The organism is Streptomyces sp. NPDC051963 (genome assembly GCF_044593495.1).
GTDB lineage: Bacteria > Actinomycetota > Actinomycetes > Streptomycetales > Streptomycetaceae > Streptomyces.
Window position 1 is genome coordinate 1,200,168 of sequence record NZ_JBIUCC010000002.1, and the last position, 14,641, is coordinate 1,214,808.

Annotated in this window: 14 protein-coding genes; all 14 read left to right on the forward strand. The window is 70.1% G+C overall.

Annotated elements, in window-relative coordinates; translation table 11 throughout:
• The first annotated feature begins 168 nt into the window (after window positions 1–168).
• Window positions 169–1,110 carry a 5-dehydro-4-deoxyglucarate dehydratase gene (locus ACIHFB_RS11905; protein WP_400126593.1) on the forward strand — a complete coding sequence of 314 codons (942 nt, stop codon included), beginning with the start codon at window positions 169–171 and terminating at the stop codon, window positions 1,108–1,110.
• Window positions 1,107–2,267: a hypothetical protein gene (locus ACIHFB_RS11910; protein ID WP_400126594.1), complete on the forward strand. Its 1,161-nt coding sequence runs from the start codon at window positions 1,107–1,109 to the stop codon at window positions 2,265–2,267. The genes ACIHFB_RS11905 and ACIHFB_RS11910 overlap by 4 nt, the downstream gene beginning before the upstream one ends.
• Window positions 2,268–2,371: 104 nt before the next feature.
• Entirely contained in the window at window positions 2,372–2,968 is a 597-nt protein-coding gene (locus ACIHFB_RS11915) for a TIGR03086 family metal-binding protein (RefSeq protein ID WP_400126596.1), read from the forward strand.
• Between the two features lie 155 nt (window positions 2,969–3,123).
• Window positions 3,124–3,804, forward strand: coding sequence for a GntR family transcriptional regulator (locus ACIHFB_RS11920; protein ID WP_400126598.1), 681 nt, complete (start codon window positions 3,124–3,126; stop codon window positions 3,802–3,804).
• Entirely contained in the window at window positions 3,801–4,712 is a 912-nt protein-coding gene (locus ACIHFB_RS11925; RefSeq protein ID WP_365278168.1) for a dihydrodipicolinate synthase family protein, read from the forward strand. The genes ACIHFB_RS11920 and ACIHFB_RS11925 overlap by 4 nt, the downstream gene beginning before the upstream one ends.
• Entirely contained in the window at window positions 4,709–6,439 is a 1,731-nt protein-coding gene (gene araD / locus ACIHFB_RS11930; RefSeq protein WP_365278170.1) for an L-arabinonate dehydratase, read from the forward strand. The genes ACIHFB_RS11925 and araD overlap by 4 nt, the downstream gene beginning before the upstream one ends.
• 97 nt (window positions 6,440–6,536) lie before the next feature.
• Window positions 6,537–7,472, forward strand: coding sequence for a sugar ABC transporter permease (locus ACIHFB_RS11935; protein ID WP_365278173.1), 936 nt, complete (start codon window positions 6,537–6,539; stop codon window positions 7,470–7,472).
• Entirely contained in the window at window positions 7,469–8,368 is a 900-nt protein-coding gene (locus tag ACIHFB_RS11940; RefSeq protein WP_400126601.1) for a carbohydrate ABC transporter permease, read from the forward strand. Before ACIHFB_RS11935 ends, ACIHFB_RS11940 begins: the two co-directional genes overlap by 4 nt.
• 47 nt (window positions 8,369–8,415) lie before the next feature.
• The gene (locus ACIHFB_RS11945) at window positions 8,416–8,583 is read left to right on the forward strand and encodes a hypothetical protein (protein WP_365278178.1); all 168 of its coding nucleotides are present in this window, start codon (window positions 8,416–8,418) and stop codon (window positions 8,581–8,583) included.
• Window positions 8,580–9,731: a Gfo/Idh/MocA family protein gene (locus ACIHFB_RS11950; protein ID WP_400126603.1), complete on the forward strand. Its 1,152-nt coding sequence runs from the start codon at window positions 8,580–8,582 to the stop codon at window positions 9,729–9,731. Before ACIHFB_RS11945 ends, ACIHFB_RS11950 begins: the two co-directional genes overlap by 4 nt.
• Complete coding sequence (locus ACIHFB_RS11955; protein ID WP_365278184.1) at window positions 9,731–10,576, forward strand: PmoA family protein; 846 nt, start codon at window positions 9,731–9,733, stop codon at window positions 10,574–10,576. Before ACIHFB_RS11950 ends, ACIHFB_RS11955 begins: the two co-directional genes overlap by 1 nt.
• A complete protein-coding gene (locus tag ACIHFB_RS11960) occupies window positions 10,573–12,081 on the forward strand; it encodes a family 43 glycosylhydrolase (protein ID WP_400126605.1) in 1,509 nt (502 codons plus the stop codon). The genes ACIHFB_RS11955 and ACIHFB_RS11960 overlap by 4 nt, the downstream gene beginning before the upstream one ends.
• 57 nt (window positions 12,082–12,138) lie before the next feature.
• Window positions 12,139–13,197, forward strand: coding sequence for a polysaccharide lyase family 1 protein (locus ACIHFB_RS11965; protein WP_400126607.1), 1,059 nt, complete (start codon window positions 12,139–12,141; stop codon window positions 13,195–13,197).
• A gap of 87 nt (window positions 13,198–13,284) precedes the next feature.
• The gene (locus ACIHFB_RS11970; RefSeq protein ID WP_400126609.1) at window positions 13,285–14,634 is read left to right on the forward strand and encodes an ABC transporter substrate-binding protein; all 1,350 of its coding nucleotides are present in this window, start codon (window positions 13,285–13,287) and stop codon (window positions 14,632–14,634) included.
• The last annotated feature ends 7 nt before the right edge of the window (window positions 14,635–14,641 follow it).

The following is a 14,641-nucleotide window of genomic DNA, read 5'->3' on the forward strand; positions in this document are numbered from 1 at the left end:
CTATGGATCGTCGACCAGTCGCGTCAAGTGTCCTGCGGCGGTGGTCAATCCGCTCTTGTCATCCCTGCTTGCGAACTTGACCCTCTCCATGTGGGACCTTAGCGTGAGCTTGTTCATGAATATGGACGTGAATCAGAAACGTGCACCGGCCTGTTCTAGGGAGAGCCCGTGACGCCAGCCCCCCTCGCCGCTCGACTCAGCATCCCCAGCGGGCCGCTGTTCTTCCCCGTCACCGCCTACGGCCCCGACGGCTCGGTCGACCTCGACGTCTACCGCACCCATGTGCGCCGGGGAGTCGAGGCCGGGGCCGCCGCCGTGTTCGCCTGCTGCGGCACCGGGGAGTTCCACGCGCTCACGCCGGAGGAGTTCGAGGCCTGTGTGCGCACGGCCGTCGAGGCGACCGAGGGGCGCGTCCCGGTCGTCGCGGGCGCGGGATACGGCACCGCGCTCGCCGTGCGGTACGCGCGTCTCGCGGCGGCGGCCGGGGCGGACGGGCTGCTCGCCATGCCGCCGTATCTCGTGGTCGCCGGGCAGGAAGGGCTGCTGCGCCACTACCGGGAGGTGGCGGCCGCGACCGCGCTGCCCGTGATCGTCTACCAGCGAGACAACGCCGTGTTCACCCCGGAGACGGTCGTCGAGCTGGCCCGCACGGACGGGATCATCGGGTTCAAGGACGGGCTCGGCGACCTGGACCTCATGCAGCGCATCGTGAGCGTCGTCCGCACCGAGCTCCCCGGCGACTTCCTCTACTTCAACGGACTGCCGACCGCCGAGCAGACCCAGCTCGCCTACCGCGGTATCGGCATCACCCTCTACTCCTCCGCCGTCTTCTGCTTCGTCCCGGAGGTCGCCCTCGCCTTCCACCGGGCCCTCGGCTCCGGCGACGACGCCACCGCGCACCGCCTGCTGGACGGCTTCTACCGGCCGTTCGTCGATCTGCGCGCCCAGGGCCGCGGATACGCCGTCGCTCTGGTCAAGGCGGGCGTACGGTTGCGGGGGCTCGACGTCGGAGCGGTACGGTCGCCGCTGCACGAACCGGCCGAGGAACATGTCAAGCAGCTGGCCGAACTCATCGACCGGGGCCACGAGTTGCTGCGGGAGGACGTGTGAAGGCGTCGGCATTCGTCTACCCCTGGGACGTCAACGGCGACCCGGAGGCCGCGGCCCGCATCGCCTCCCTCGGCGTGGAGCAGGTGACCCTGGCGACCGCCTACCACTCCACCCGCGCCCTCACCCCCCGCCACCCGCTCCACCGCATCGTCACCGCCGAGTACGCCGCCGTGCTCCATCCGACGGACGACCGCTGGGAGGGGCGGGCGCTGCGCCCGTACGCGGCCGGTGACTGGGCCCCCGGGGACGCCTACGGCGAGGCGGCCGCCGCGCTCGCGGACGCCGGCCTGGAGGTGCACACCTGGGTCGTCCTCGCGCACAACTCCCGTATGGGCGCCGAGCATCCGCACACCTCGGTCGTCAACGCCTACGGCGACCGCTATCCGTGGGCGCCCTGTATCGCCCAGCCCGCCACGCGCGCGTACCTGATCGACCTGGCCGCCGAGGCGGCGGTACGACCCGGCGCGCGCGGCACCGAACTGGAGTCCCTCGGCTGGTACGGGCTGCAGCACCTGCACGCCCACGACAAGACCGGCGGGGTCCCGCTCGGCGACGCCGGGATGTACCTGATGGCGCTCTGCTTCTGCCCCACGTGCCGCGAGGGCTACGGCGAGCAGGGCCTGGACGCCGACGCGCTCGCCGCCGCCGTACGGGACGCACTGGAGCCGCTGTGGCACGGCGTGCCGGACGACGGGGGCTGGGCGGGCGTCGAGAAGCTGCTCGGGTCCGAGACGGCGGCGGCCACGCGCGCGTGGCGTGACGAAACCGCCCGCACACTCCAGGAGACGGCGATCCGCGCGGTCCGTGCGGCTGCCCCCGACGGCTTCCGGATCCTGCTGCACGCCGACCCCGTCACCTACCACGTCGGCGCCAACGCCGGCGTCGACCCCGCGCACATCCTCTCCGTCGCGGACGGCGTGGTCGTGCCGTGCACAGGGGGACCGGCCCTGCTGACGCCGTTCGCGGAGACCCGCAAGGACGCGGTGCTCGCCGCCAACCTCACCGTGGTCTCCGGCATGGGCGGCAGCCCGGGCACCCTCACCACGGACATGGCCCGCGCACAGGAGCTCGGGGCGACGGAGATCCGGCTGTATCACGCCGGGCTGGCGTCGGACGCCGACCTGGAGGCGGTGCGCTCGGCACTCACCAGGACCTGAGCCCCGCCGTCGGAGACGGGCGTGCGATGAGTTTTCGCGTCGCGGGCGGTCCACACTTCAGGGCCCCGGGTATCCGAGGTCCTGGAAACCGTGAGGAGCAGCCCATGACCGATGACGTGATCCTGGATCTGGGACCGCAGGCCCGTGTGCTGGCGCGGCTCGCCGATGGTGTGCGCGATGCGCAGCTCGGCGGGGAGACGCCGTGTCCGGAGTATGCGGTGCGCAATGTGCTGGGGCATCTGGCGGGGCTGGCCGCCGCCTTCCGTGATGCGGGTCGCAAGGAGCTCGGCCCGACCACGGACACCGACCCGGGCGGCTCCCTGCCGGACGTCGGCCCGGGCTGGCGGGAGGAGATGCCCAAGGTGCTCGACGAACTCGCCGACGCCTGGCGCGACCCGGCCGCCTGGACCGGGATGACGCGTGCGGGCGGTTTCGACATGCCCGGAGCGGTCGCCGGTGCCGTCGCGATCGATGAACTGGTCATCCACGGCTGGGATCTGGCCCGGGCCATCGGCCGGCCGTACACCCCCGACCCGGCCGCGCTCCAGGCGGCGTACGACTTCCTTCTCGCCGCCGCCGACGATCCCAGCCGGGGCGGGGGAATCTTCGGCCCGGTGGTCCCGGTGCCCGCCGACGCGCCGCTGCTGGACCGGACGGTGGGGCTGAGCGGGCGGGACCCCGGGTGGACGCCCAAGGGGTGAGCCGCGGCCCCAACTGACGTCGGGCAACGCCGACTTCTTTCAGAAGCCTTCTTTTGTCAGAAGCATTGACGAAACACAGTGCCCCTCCTACCTTCAACGCGTCGTACTTCGTACGTCATATATGAGACGCGATATGTGAGATCCGAGAGGCGCGCATGACCTCTGTGCCCACGCCGATCCCCTCCCGCACGCAATACGTGCAGGAGGAGATCAAACGCCGCATCCTCACCGGGCAGTTGACGCCCGGCCAGGCCCTGGTCGAGACCGATCTCGCCGCGCAGTTCGGGGTGTCGAAGACCCCGGTGCGGGAGGCGTTGAAGACCCTTGCCGGGACCGGGCTCGTCGTGATGAACCAGTACAAGGGCGTCACGGTGCGCATGGTGGACGCGGACATGGCACGCGAGGTCTACGACGTGCGCCTGCTGCTGGAGCCCGAGGCGTTGAAGCGGGCGGTGAAGCGCGGCGCCTCGCTCGATGCCGCGCGCGCCGCGCTGACCCGCGCCGACGCGGCCGGCGACACCGCCGAACGTTCCCTGGCCAACCGGGAGTTCCACCGCGCCCTGTATCTGCCGTGCGGCAACCCGCTGCTCGGCCGGATGCTCGACGAGGTCCGCGACCAGGCCGCCCTGGTCTCCGCCGTCGCCTGGGCGGCCTCCCCCTCCTGGGAGCGGGAGGCCGGTGAGCACCGGGAGATCCTGCGGCTGGCCCTGGAGGGCGACGCGGACGGAGCGGCCGGCGCCCTCCACGCGCACATCGCGTCGTTCGTGCAGCGGGCCTTCCCCGGGGCCCAGGACGAGGTCCAGGCAGAGGTACAGGCAGCGGAAGGAAACGCATGAGCGGCGTGGCGTTCGAGACCCAGCGGGCGGCTCTGGCCGACGTGGTGGCGATCCCGGTGACCCCGTTCGCCGAGGACGGCAGCGTCGACCAGGACATCCACCGGGCCCTGCTGCGCCGGCTGCTCGACGGCGGCGTCAACATCGTCACGCCCAACGGGAACACGGGTGAGTTCTACGCCCTGACTCCCCAGGAGCGGCAGCTCATCACCGAGTTGACCATCGAAGAGGCCGGCGAGCGGGCCGCCGTCCTCGTCGGCGTCGGGCACGACGTACCCACCGCCGCCGCCTCCGCTCGCCATGCCCGTGAGCTCGGCGCCCAGATGGTGATGGTCCACCAGCCCGTCCACCCGTACGTCTCCCAGGCCGGCTGGGTCGACTACCACCGCGCCATCGCCGAGGCCGTGCCCGAGCTGGGCGTCGTCCCGTACATCCGCAACGCCCAGCTGAGCGGTCTGCGACTGGCCGAACTCGCCGACTCCTGCCCGAATGTCATCGGCGTCAAGTACGCCGTCCCGGACGCCGCGAAGTTCGCCGCCTTCGCCCGCGACGCGGGTCTGGAGCGCTTCGTCTGGGTCGCCGGTCTCGCCGAGCCGTACGCCCCCTCGTACTTCTCCGCGGGCGCCACCGGCTTCACCTCGGGGCTCGTGAACGTCGCTCCTGCCGTTTCGCTGAATATGATCGAAGCGCTTCGATCCGGCGACTACCCGGCCGCCATGAAGGTCTGGGAGCAGATCCGCCGCTTCGAGGAACTGCGCGCCGCCAACGGCTCCGCGAACAACGTCACCGTCGTCAAGGAAGCCCTCGCCTCGCTCGGCCTGTGCCGCCGCGACGTCCGCCCGCCGAGCAGGCCGCTGCCGGAGGGCGAACGCGCCGAGGTCGCCGCCATCGCCGCCGGGTGGTCGATATGACCGACAGGAAGCGTCCCGACGAGCTCAGAAGCCATCAGTGGTACGGCACCGACGGCCTGCGTTCCTTCAGTCACCGCGCCCGCACCCGCCAGCTCGGCTACCTCCCCGAGGAGCACCTCGGCAAGCCGGTCATCGCGATCCTCAACACCTGGTCCGACATCAATCCGTGTCATGTGCATCTCAGGGATCGCGCGCAGGCCGTCAAGAGGGGTGTCTGGCAGGCGGGTGGCTTCCCGCTGGAGTTCCCGGTCTCCACCCTCTCCGAGACCTTCCAGAAGCCGACCCCCATGCTCTACCGCAACCTGCTCGCGATGGAGACCGAGGAACTGCTGCGCTCCTACCCGGTCGACGGAGCCGTGCTCATGGGCGGCTGCGACAAGTCCACGCCCGCGCTGCTCATGGGGGCGGCGAGTGCCGACCTCCCCGCGGTCTTCGTGCCCGCCGGGCCGATGCTGCCGGGCCACTGGCGCAGCGAGGTCCTCGGTTCCGGCACCGACATGTGGAAGTACTGGGACGACAAGCGCGCCGGCCTCATCGGCGACTGCGAGATGACCGAGCTGGAGAGCGGTCTGGCGCGCTCGCCCGGTCACTGCATGACCATGGGTACGGCGTCCACGCTGACGGCCGCCGCCGAGGCGCTCGGCGTGACGGTCCCCGGCGCGTCCAGCATCCCCGCCGTCGACTCCGGCCATGACCGGATGGCCGCGGCTTCGGGCCTGCGGATCGTCGAACTGGTCCACAAGGACCGCAAGTTGAGCGACATCCTCACCGCCGAAGCCTTCGAGGACGCCGTGACGACCGTCCTCGGCCTCGGCGGCTCCACCAACGCCGTGATCCATCTGATCGCCATGGCCGGACGGGCCGGCGTCCGCCTCACCCTCGACGACTTCGACCGCATCGCCCGCACCGTCCCGGTGCTGGCCAACGTACGGCCGGGCGGACGGACGTACCTCATGGAGGACTTCCACTTCGCCGGCGGCCTGCCCGGGTTCCTCTCCCGCATCCCGGACCTGCTCCACCTGGACCGGCCGACGGTCTCCTGCGACACCCTGCGCGAGCAGATCGCCGGTGCGCAGGTGCACAACGACGACGTCATCCGGCCGCGCGACAACCCGGTCGCGCACGAGGGCGGGGTCGCCGTCCTGCGCGGCAACCTCTGCCCGGACGGCGCCGTCATCAAGCACATCTCCGCCGAGCCCCATCTGCTCAAGCACACCGGTCCCGCGGTCGTCTTCGACGACTACAGGACGATGCAGCGGACCATAGACGACCCCGCCCTGAACATCACGGCCGACAGCGTGCTCGTGCTGCGCAACGCCGGGCCCAAAGGCGGTCCGGGCATGCCGGAGTACGGGATGCTGCCGCTGCCCGACCATCTGCTCAAGCAGGGCGTACGGGACATGCTGCGGATCTCCGACGCCCGGATGAGCGGCACGAGTTACGGCGCGTGCGTCCTCCACGTGGCGCCGGAGTCGTACGTCGGCGGACCGCTCGCGCTGGTGCGCACGGGCGACTCGATCACCCTGGACGTCGAGGCCAGGACGCTCCAACTCAACGTGGACGACGATGAGTTGGAGCGACGCAGGGCGCGGTGGACGCCGCCGCCCGTGCGGTACGAGCGCGGATACGGCGCGCTCTACAACGAACAGATCACCCAGGCGGACACCGGCTGCGACTTCGAGTTCCTCGCGCGGCCGGGCAAGGTGCAGGACCCGTACGCGGGCTGAACCGGCCTCGACCGCACAGTATTTCGGCCGAGATCTCGAACGTTGATCGGCAAGCGCTTCACCAGCACGAGCAAACGTAACCGAACGGAGAACAGTCATGGCCCAAGCCGCAGCCGTGGCGAAACCGCCCGCGCCACCGAGGCGGCGCCGTGCCTCCGCCACCCCGCGCAGGCTGCCGTACCTGCTGATCGCCCCGGCAGCCGTGCTGATGCTGGGCTTCATCGCCTACCCGGTGCTCAGCGTCTTCTACTACAGCCTGCAGAACTACAACCCCACCAAACCCTGGCGGAACGGCTACGCGGGCTTCGACAACTTCGTCCACGCCTTCACCGAGGACCCGGTCTTCTGGGACACGCTGGTCTTCAGCGCGAAGTGGGTGGTCGTCGAGGTCGGGCTGCAACTGCTGTTCGGGCTGGCGCTGGCGCTGATCGTCAACCAGACGTTCGTGGGGCGGGGGCTCGGCCGCGCGATGGTGTTCTCGCCGTGGGCCGTCTCCGGTGTGCTGACCTCCGCGATCTGGGTGCTGCTCTACAACTCCCAGACGGGCATCACCCGTTACCTCGCGGACATGGGTATCGGCTCCTACGGCACCAGCTGGCTGTCGGACACCTCCACCGTGTTCCCGGCGGCGATCGTCGCCGACCTGTGGCGCGGGGTGCCGTTCTTCGCGATCCTCATCCTCGCCGACCTCCAGTCCGTCTCCAAGGACCTGTACGAGGCGGCCGAGGTCGACGGGGCGAGCCGGCTGAAGCAGTTCTGGCACATCACGCTGCCCCATCTGAAGGACGCGATCATCCTGTCCACGCTGCTGCGCGCGGTGTGGGAGTTCAACAACGTCGACCTGCTCTACACGCTCACCGGCGGCGGACCGGCCGGCGAGACCACGACACTCCCGCTCTACATCGCCAACACCAGCGTCGACGCCCACAACTTCGGCTATGCGTCGGCCCTGACCACGGTCGCGTTCGTGATCCTGCTCTTCTGCTCGATGGTCTATCTGCGGCTGAGCAAGTTCGGAGGTGAGGACAAGTGAGCACCACCCAAGAGGCCACCGCGGTCGCGCCGGCCGCGGGTCGCCCGGTCCCCGAGCCGCAGCGTCCGGCGAAGTACCGCCGCGCCTGGGACGAGGCCCCGCGCTGGCAGATCTACCTCCCGCTGGGGATCTACCTGATCTTCACCCTGATCCCCTTCTACTGGATCCTGCTCTTCGCGCTCCGCCCGGCCGGCTCCACCTCGCTGGTGCCCTGGCCGATGACCTTCGACCACTTCGAGAAGGTGTGGACGGAGCGTGCCTTCGGCACCTACTTCCAGAACAGCGTGCTCGTCGGCGTCGCCACCCTGGTGATGACGACGCTCGTCGCGCTGGCCGGCGGCTATGCCCTCGCCCGGTTCGACTTCAAGATCAAGCGGGCCTTCATGCTGGGGCTGCTGTGCTCCCAGTTCGTGCCGGGCGCGCTGCTCCTGGTGCCGCTGTTCGAGATCTTCGCCGAACTGCAGATGATCAACTCGCTGGGCAGCGTCATCCTCGCGGAGACGGTCTTCCAGCTGCCCCTGTCGATGATCCTCATCAGCAACTTCATCAAGAACGTGCCGTACTCCCTGGAGGAGGCCGCCTGGGTCGACGGCTGCAACAGGATGACCGCCTTCCGGATCGTCGTCCTGCCGCTGCTGCGCCCCGGTCTGATCGCCGTCGGCTCCTTCGCCTTCGTGCACTCCTGGAACCACTTCCTGTTCGCCCTGATGTTCCTCAACAACCAGGACAAGCAGACCATCCCCGTCGGCCTCAACACCCTGATGAGCGCGGACAGCGTCGACCTCGGCGCACTCGCCGCGGGCGGCATCATCGCGGCCGTGCCCGTGGTGATCGTGTTCGCCTTCATCCAGAAGTGGCTGATCACCGGCTTCAGCGCGGGGGCGGTGAAGGGATGAGACTCCGTCAGATCACCGTTGCCTCAGCCCTCTTGGGGGTGCTCTGCGTGCCCGCCCATGCCGACGCCCGGGACATCGGCCGCAACACCCTGGCCCCGAACGACGGCTGGGCCGCGGCCGAGCGGAACGGCAGCGCCCTGCACACAAAGATCGACAGCACTGAACGGGCCGACCGAGAGGTGGCACGCGGCGCGGGCGCGGGGAGGATCCCATGAGCACCGTGGACATCGTCCTGGCGGGCGCGCGTGGCCACGGCCGCTGGCACGTCGAGAACATCCGCCGGCTCCAGGACAAGGGACTGGTACGACTGGTCGGCATCTGTGAGCTGACCCCGCTGACCGAGGAGGAGTTCGGCGGCGAACCGCCCGCCCAGTCTGCCGACTTCGGCGCCCTTCTCGACTCCACCGGGGCCCGGGCCGCCGTGATCTGCACACCGATCCCGACCCACACCGACCTCGCCCTGACGGCCGCCGAGCGGGGCGTGCACCTCCTCCTGGAGAAGCCGCCCGCCCCGTCCTACGCCGAGTTCCGCCGGATGGCCGACGGGGTCGCCCGGGCGGGGGTCGCCTGCCAGATCGGCTTCCAGTCGATGGGCTCGCACGCGGTGCCGGTGATCCGTGAGCTGATGGCCGAGGGCGCGATCGGGGAGCTGGTCGGCATCGGCGGGGCCGGGGCCTGGGCGCGCCCCGAGGCGTACTACCGGCGTGCGCCGTGGGCGGGCAAGCGGCGCCTGAACGGCGTGGACGTGATCGACGGTGCGCTGACCAACCCGCTCGCGCACGCCGTCGCCACCGCCCTCGCGCTGAACGGCACCACACGCGCCGAGGACGTCACCGACATCGAGACCGAGCTGCTGCGCGCGAACGACATCGAGTCCGACGACACCTCCTGCGTCCGCGTCACCACCGTCCACGGCCACTCGGTCACCGTCGCGGCGACGCTGTGCGCCGAGCACCCCGACGAGCCGTACGTCCTCGTGCACGGCACCCGCGGCCGGATCACCTTCTGGTACAAGCAGGACCGCGTGCTGCTCCAGCGCGCCGACCACGGCCCGGAGGAGACCGAGTACGCCCGCACGGACCTGCTGGAGAACCTCGTCGACCATCTCACCACCGGCGCCCGGCTGTTGGTCGCGCCGGACTCGACGGGCGCCTTCATGAAGGTCGTTGAAGCGATTCGACTGGCCCCCGACCCGGAACCACTGCCGCAGGAGGCCTGGTACCTCCTCCCGGACGAGGGCCGCCGCGTGATCCCCGGCGTCGACGGACTCGTCACGGCCGCAGCCGACACCCTCTCCCTCTACTCCGAGCTGGGCGCCCCCTGGGCCTTCCCGCAAGTGCGCCCGAAAGAGGTGAGTACCTGATGACGACCACCGACTCCCCGGTCCTGCGCGTCGCGGGCCGCCCGGTAGCCCGCTACGTCACACGGCCCGAGCTGCCCGCCCGGCTCTCCCCACGCCCGTATCTGCACCCCGTCACCACCCTGGCCGGTACGGCGGTCACCGAGTTGAGCCCCGCCGACCACACCCACCACCTCGGCGTCGGTGTCGCCGTTCCCGACGTCGAGGGGCACAACTTCTGGGGCGGACGCACCTACGTCCCCGACCGGGGCCCCACGGAGCTGGACAACCACGGGGCCCAGCGGCACACCACCTTCCAGCTCCGGGACCCCGACGGCTTCGTGGAGGAGCTGCGCTGGGTGGCCGCGGGAGCCGAGCTGCTGCGTGAGCGCCGTACGGTGGCGGCCACCGAACTCACCAACGCCGCCTGGGCGTTGGACTTCACCTTCTCCCTCACCAATGTCACCTCCGACCCGCTCTCGATCGGCAGCCCGGCCACCAACGGCCGCCCCGGCGCGGCATACGGCGGCTTCTTCTGGCGGGCCCGCAAGGAGGCGCCTGCGCCGGACGTCTTCACCGTCGACCGGGAGGGCGAGCAGGAGGTCCACGCCACCCGCGCCACCTGGGTGGCTCTCGCGGGCTCCACCTGGACCCTGGTCTTCGCCGGGGCCACCGAACAGACCCGCCAGGACCAGTGGTTCGTGCGCGCCGGGGAGTACCCGGGCGTCGGCTCGTCCCTCGCCGCCGAGGAGCGGCTGCCGATCCCGCCCGGCGAGACCGCCGTCCGCCGGATCGTCACCGTCGTCGCCGACGGCCGCATCGGCCGGCTCGAAGCGGCGTCCCTGGTTCGGAAGGCGGTGAGCCCATGACGACCGAGACCTACCGCAACCCGATCCTCGACGCCGACTGGTCCGACCCGGACGTGGTCCGCGTGGGCGACGACTTCCACCTCACGGCCTCCAGCTTCGGCCGCGCACCCGGCCTGCCCCTGCTCCACTCCCGCGACCTCGTCAACTGGACCCTGGTCGGCCATGCCCTCAACCGCCTCGAACCGGCGGCCGAGTTCAGGTCCCCGCGCCACGACTGCGGGGTCTGGGCCCCTTCCCTGCGCCACCACGACGACCGCTTCTGGATCTTCTGGGGCGACCCCGACCAGGGCATCCACCAGATCAACGCCCCCGAGATCCGCGGGCCCTGGACCCGCCCCCACCTCATCAAGGCCGGCAAGGGCCTGATCGACCCCTGTCCCCTCTGGGACGACGAGACCGGCGAGGCCTATCTGATCCACGCCTGGGCCAAGTCCCGCTCCGGCGTCAAGAACCGTCTCACCGGCCACCGTATGCACCCTGACGGGATGTCACTTCTCGACGAGGGCAAGGTGATCGTCGACGGCGACCGCATCCCCGGCTGGTTCACCCTCGAAGGGCCCAAGCTCTACCGGCACGACGGCTGGTTCTGGATCCTCGCCCCCGCCGGGGGAGTGGAGACCGGCTGGCAGGGCGCCTTCCGCTCGCGCGGGTTCTTCGGGCCGTACGAGGAGAGGGTCGTCCTCGAGCAGAAGGACACCGACGTCAACGGGCCGCACCAGGGCGGCTGGGTGCGCACCCCGTCCGGCGAGGACTGGTTCGTGCACTTCCAGCAGCGCGGCGCGTACGGCAGGGTCGTCCATCTCCAGCCGATGCGCTGGGGCCCGGACGGTTGGCCGGTCCTCGGCGACGACGGCGCCCCCGTCGCCGTACACCGACGGCCGGACCTGCCGCCGCAGCCGACCGCGGCGCCCGCCACCGACGACGACTTCCCCGGCGGACGTTTCGGCCGCCAGTGGTCATGGACCGCCAACTCGCAGGACGGCTGGGCCACCCAGCACTCCGGCGACGGCCTCCGCCTCACCTGCGTCCGCTCGGCCGACGCTCACGACCTGCGGAAACTCCCGAACGTCCTCACCCAGCGGCTGCCCGGGTCGCCGTGTGCGGTGGAGGTCGGGTTACGGCTGCACAGCGAGGACGCGGGGGCGCGGGCCGGGCTCGCGGTCCTCGGTGACGCGTTCAGCTGGATCGGGCTCCAGCGGGGCGCCGACGGGGCGGTCCATCTCGTGCACCGGTTCGCCGAGGCCGTGGCCGAGCGGGAGCGCGACGCCGCCCACCCGCGGCTCGCACCCGACGGACGGGCACGGCTGCGGATCGAGATCGGGTCCGGGGCGCGTTGCCGCTTCTCCTACGACATCGGCGACGGCTGGACGTCCTCCGGTCCCGTCTTCGCCGCCACCCCCTGGCGCTGGGTCGGCGCCCTGCTCGGACTGTTCGCGCTCGCGCCCGTCGGCGGGGGACACGCCGGCGCCGCGGCCTTCACGCACTTCCGGATCAGCCCTCTGTAACTCACGTCACCCGTACGCCTGTTGGGAGCCGCAATGACGCACTTCCATAGCAAGCGCTTGCCGCAATCGAGACCGGGGCACGGCCTGGTCCTGGCCGCCGTCGTGGGCCTGGTCGCCGCGCTCTGCCTCGGGGCCGTCGGGGAGGCCAAGGCCGCCCCGGCCCCGGTGTCCCGCTGGAGCGACCGGCCGCACGGCTTCGCCTCCCTCGCGGGCGGTACCTCCGGTGGCGCCGGCGGCAAGGTCGTCACCGTCACCGACCAGGCCTCGCTGATGAAGTACGCGGCCGCCGAGGAGCCGTACGTCATCCGGGTCCAGGGCACGATCACCGCCGAGCCGTTCGGCGCGAACATCGAGGTCGCCTCGGACAAGACGATCGTCGGGGCCGGCGCGAGCGGCGAGCTGGTGCAGGGCGAGTTCCATCTCGCCCCCGGCACCCACAACGTGATCATCCGCAATCTGACGATCCGCGACTCGGCGATCGAGGGCGACTGGGACTGCAAGGACACCGACTTCGACGGCATCCAGATGGACACCGTCCACCACGTGTGGGTCGACCACAACCGCTTCTCGCACATCTGCGACGGACAGCTCGACGTCCGCAAGGACAGCGAGTACGTGACGGTCTCCTACAACCGGTTCGAGGACAACAACAAGACGTTCGGGCTCGGTTGGACGACCGACGTCAAGACGCAGATCACCATCGACCACAACTGGTTCGCCCACACCAAGCAGCGCAACCCGTCCGTCGACAACGCCGCCTACGCGCACCTCTACAACAACTATCTGACGGCCCAGGAGGATCCCGGCGACCCGGTGTGGACGTACGGGAACTGGTCGCGCGGCCGGACCAAGATGGTCATCGAGAACTCCTACTACCAGGACGTCCAGCACCCCTACCAGGCCGACGGCACCGCCGAGTTGGTGCAGCGCGGGTCGATCCTGAGGAACACCACCGGGCGGCACGACGAGTGGGGTGCGGCCTTCGATCCGCGGGACTTCTACGACTACCGGCTCGATCCGGCCGCCGCCGTGCCCGCGATCGTGCAGCGGTTCTCCGGGCCGCAGGAGCGGATCGGGGCCGTGCTTCACGTACCGGCCGACGACCCGACTGCGTAGTCCTCCTGTTCGGCTGGGCGTCGTACGCCCGTCACTGACCCCCACAACTTCATATCTCCGCTGGATCCAGAAGAAGAGAGCCGACCAATGAAGATCAGCATCCGCAGAAGCAGGCGCGCTGTCACCGCCGTCGCCCTCGGGTCCGTCCTCGCGCTGACCGCCACCGCCTGCGGTGACGACGGCAGCGGGGCGGGCGGTGACAAGGGTTCGGAAGGCAGCGGCAAGGGCGAGATCGTTTTCTGGGACAACAACGGCGGTGTCCGCACCGACATCTGGAAAGAGATCATCGCCGACTTCGAGAAGGCGAACCCGGACATCGGCGTCGAGTACGTCGGCATCGCCTCCACCGAGTACCAGTCCAAGGTCGACACCGCCCTCCAGGGCGGCGGCCTGCCCGACGTCGGCGGCGTCGGCGCGGCCATGCTCGCCGGGTTCTCCGCGCAGGGCGCGCTGGAGCCGCTCGACGAGCGGCTCGCCGGGTCGTCCCTGAAAGGCAAGCTCAACGAGGACATGGTCGAGTCGCTGAAGGCGGCCGGCGGTCGTGACGACACGCTGTACTCGATTCCGACCTCCGCGAACAACGGCGTCCTGTACTACCGCACCGATCTGTTCAAGGCGGCCGGGCTGGAGGAGCCGCTCACCTGGGAGGCCTTCTACAAGGCCGCGGAGAAGCTCACCGACGCGGGCAAGAACGAGTTCGGGTACACGATTCGCGGTGGCGCCGGATCCATCGCGCAGGCGCTGGACGCCATGTACGGGCAGTCGGGGATCACGTCGTTCTGGGACGCGAGCGGCGAGAAGACCACCGTCAACGACCCGAAGAACGTGGCGGGGCTGGAGAAGTACGCGGCCCTCTTCAAGAAGGTCACTCCCGCCGCCGACCTCAACAACGACTTCACCAAGATGGTCGCGCAGTGGGACTCCGGCACGATCGGCATGCTGAACCACAACCTCGGGTCGTACCAGGACCATGTGAAGGCGCTGGGCGTCGACAAGTTCCGGGGCATTCCGCAGCCGATGGGCTCCGCCGGTACGCGGGTCCAGGTGTCCAACCCCGTGGACGGGCTGGGGTTGTTCAAGAGTTCCAAGAACAAGGACGCGGCGTGGAAGTTCATCGAGTTCGCTTCGTCGCACGAGGAGAGTTCGAAGTTCAACAAGTCCGCGGGGCAGGTGCCGGCGAACACGGATGCGGCGAAGGACTCGTGGATCTCTGAGGCCGAGCCCACGAAGTTGGCTGCGCAGGCGTTGTCGGACGGGTCTACGTCGATTGTGCAGTTGCCGTACTACCTGCCTGACTGGAACACGATTTCCAAGGCGGACAACGAGCCGAACTTCCAGAAAGTGCTGCTCGGGGATATGAGCGCGAAGGAGTTTTTGGACACGATGGCTGAGCAGTTGAATGCGGCTCAGGCGGAGTGGAACGAACAGACCGGCTGAGAGGTCG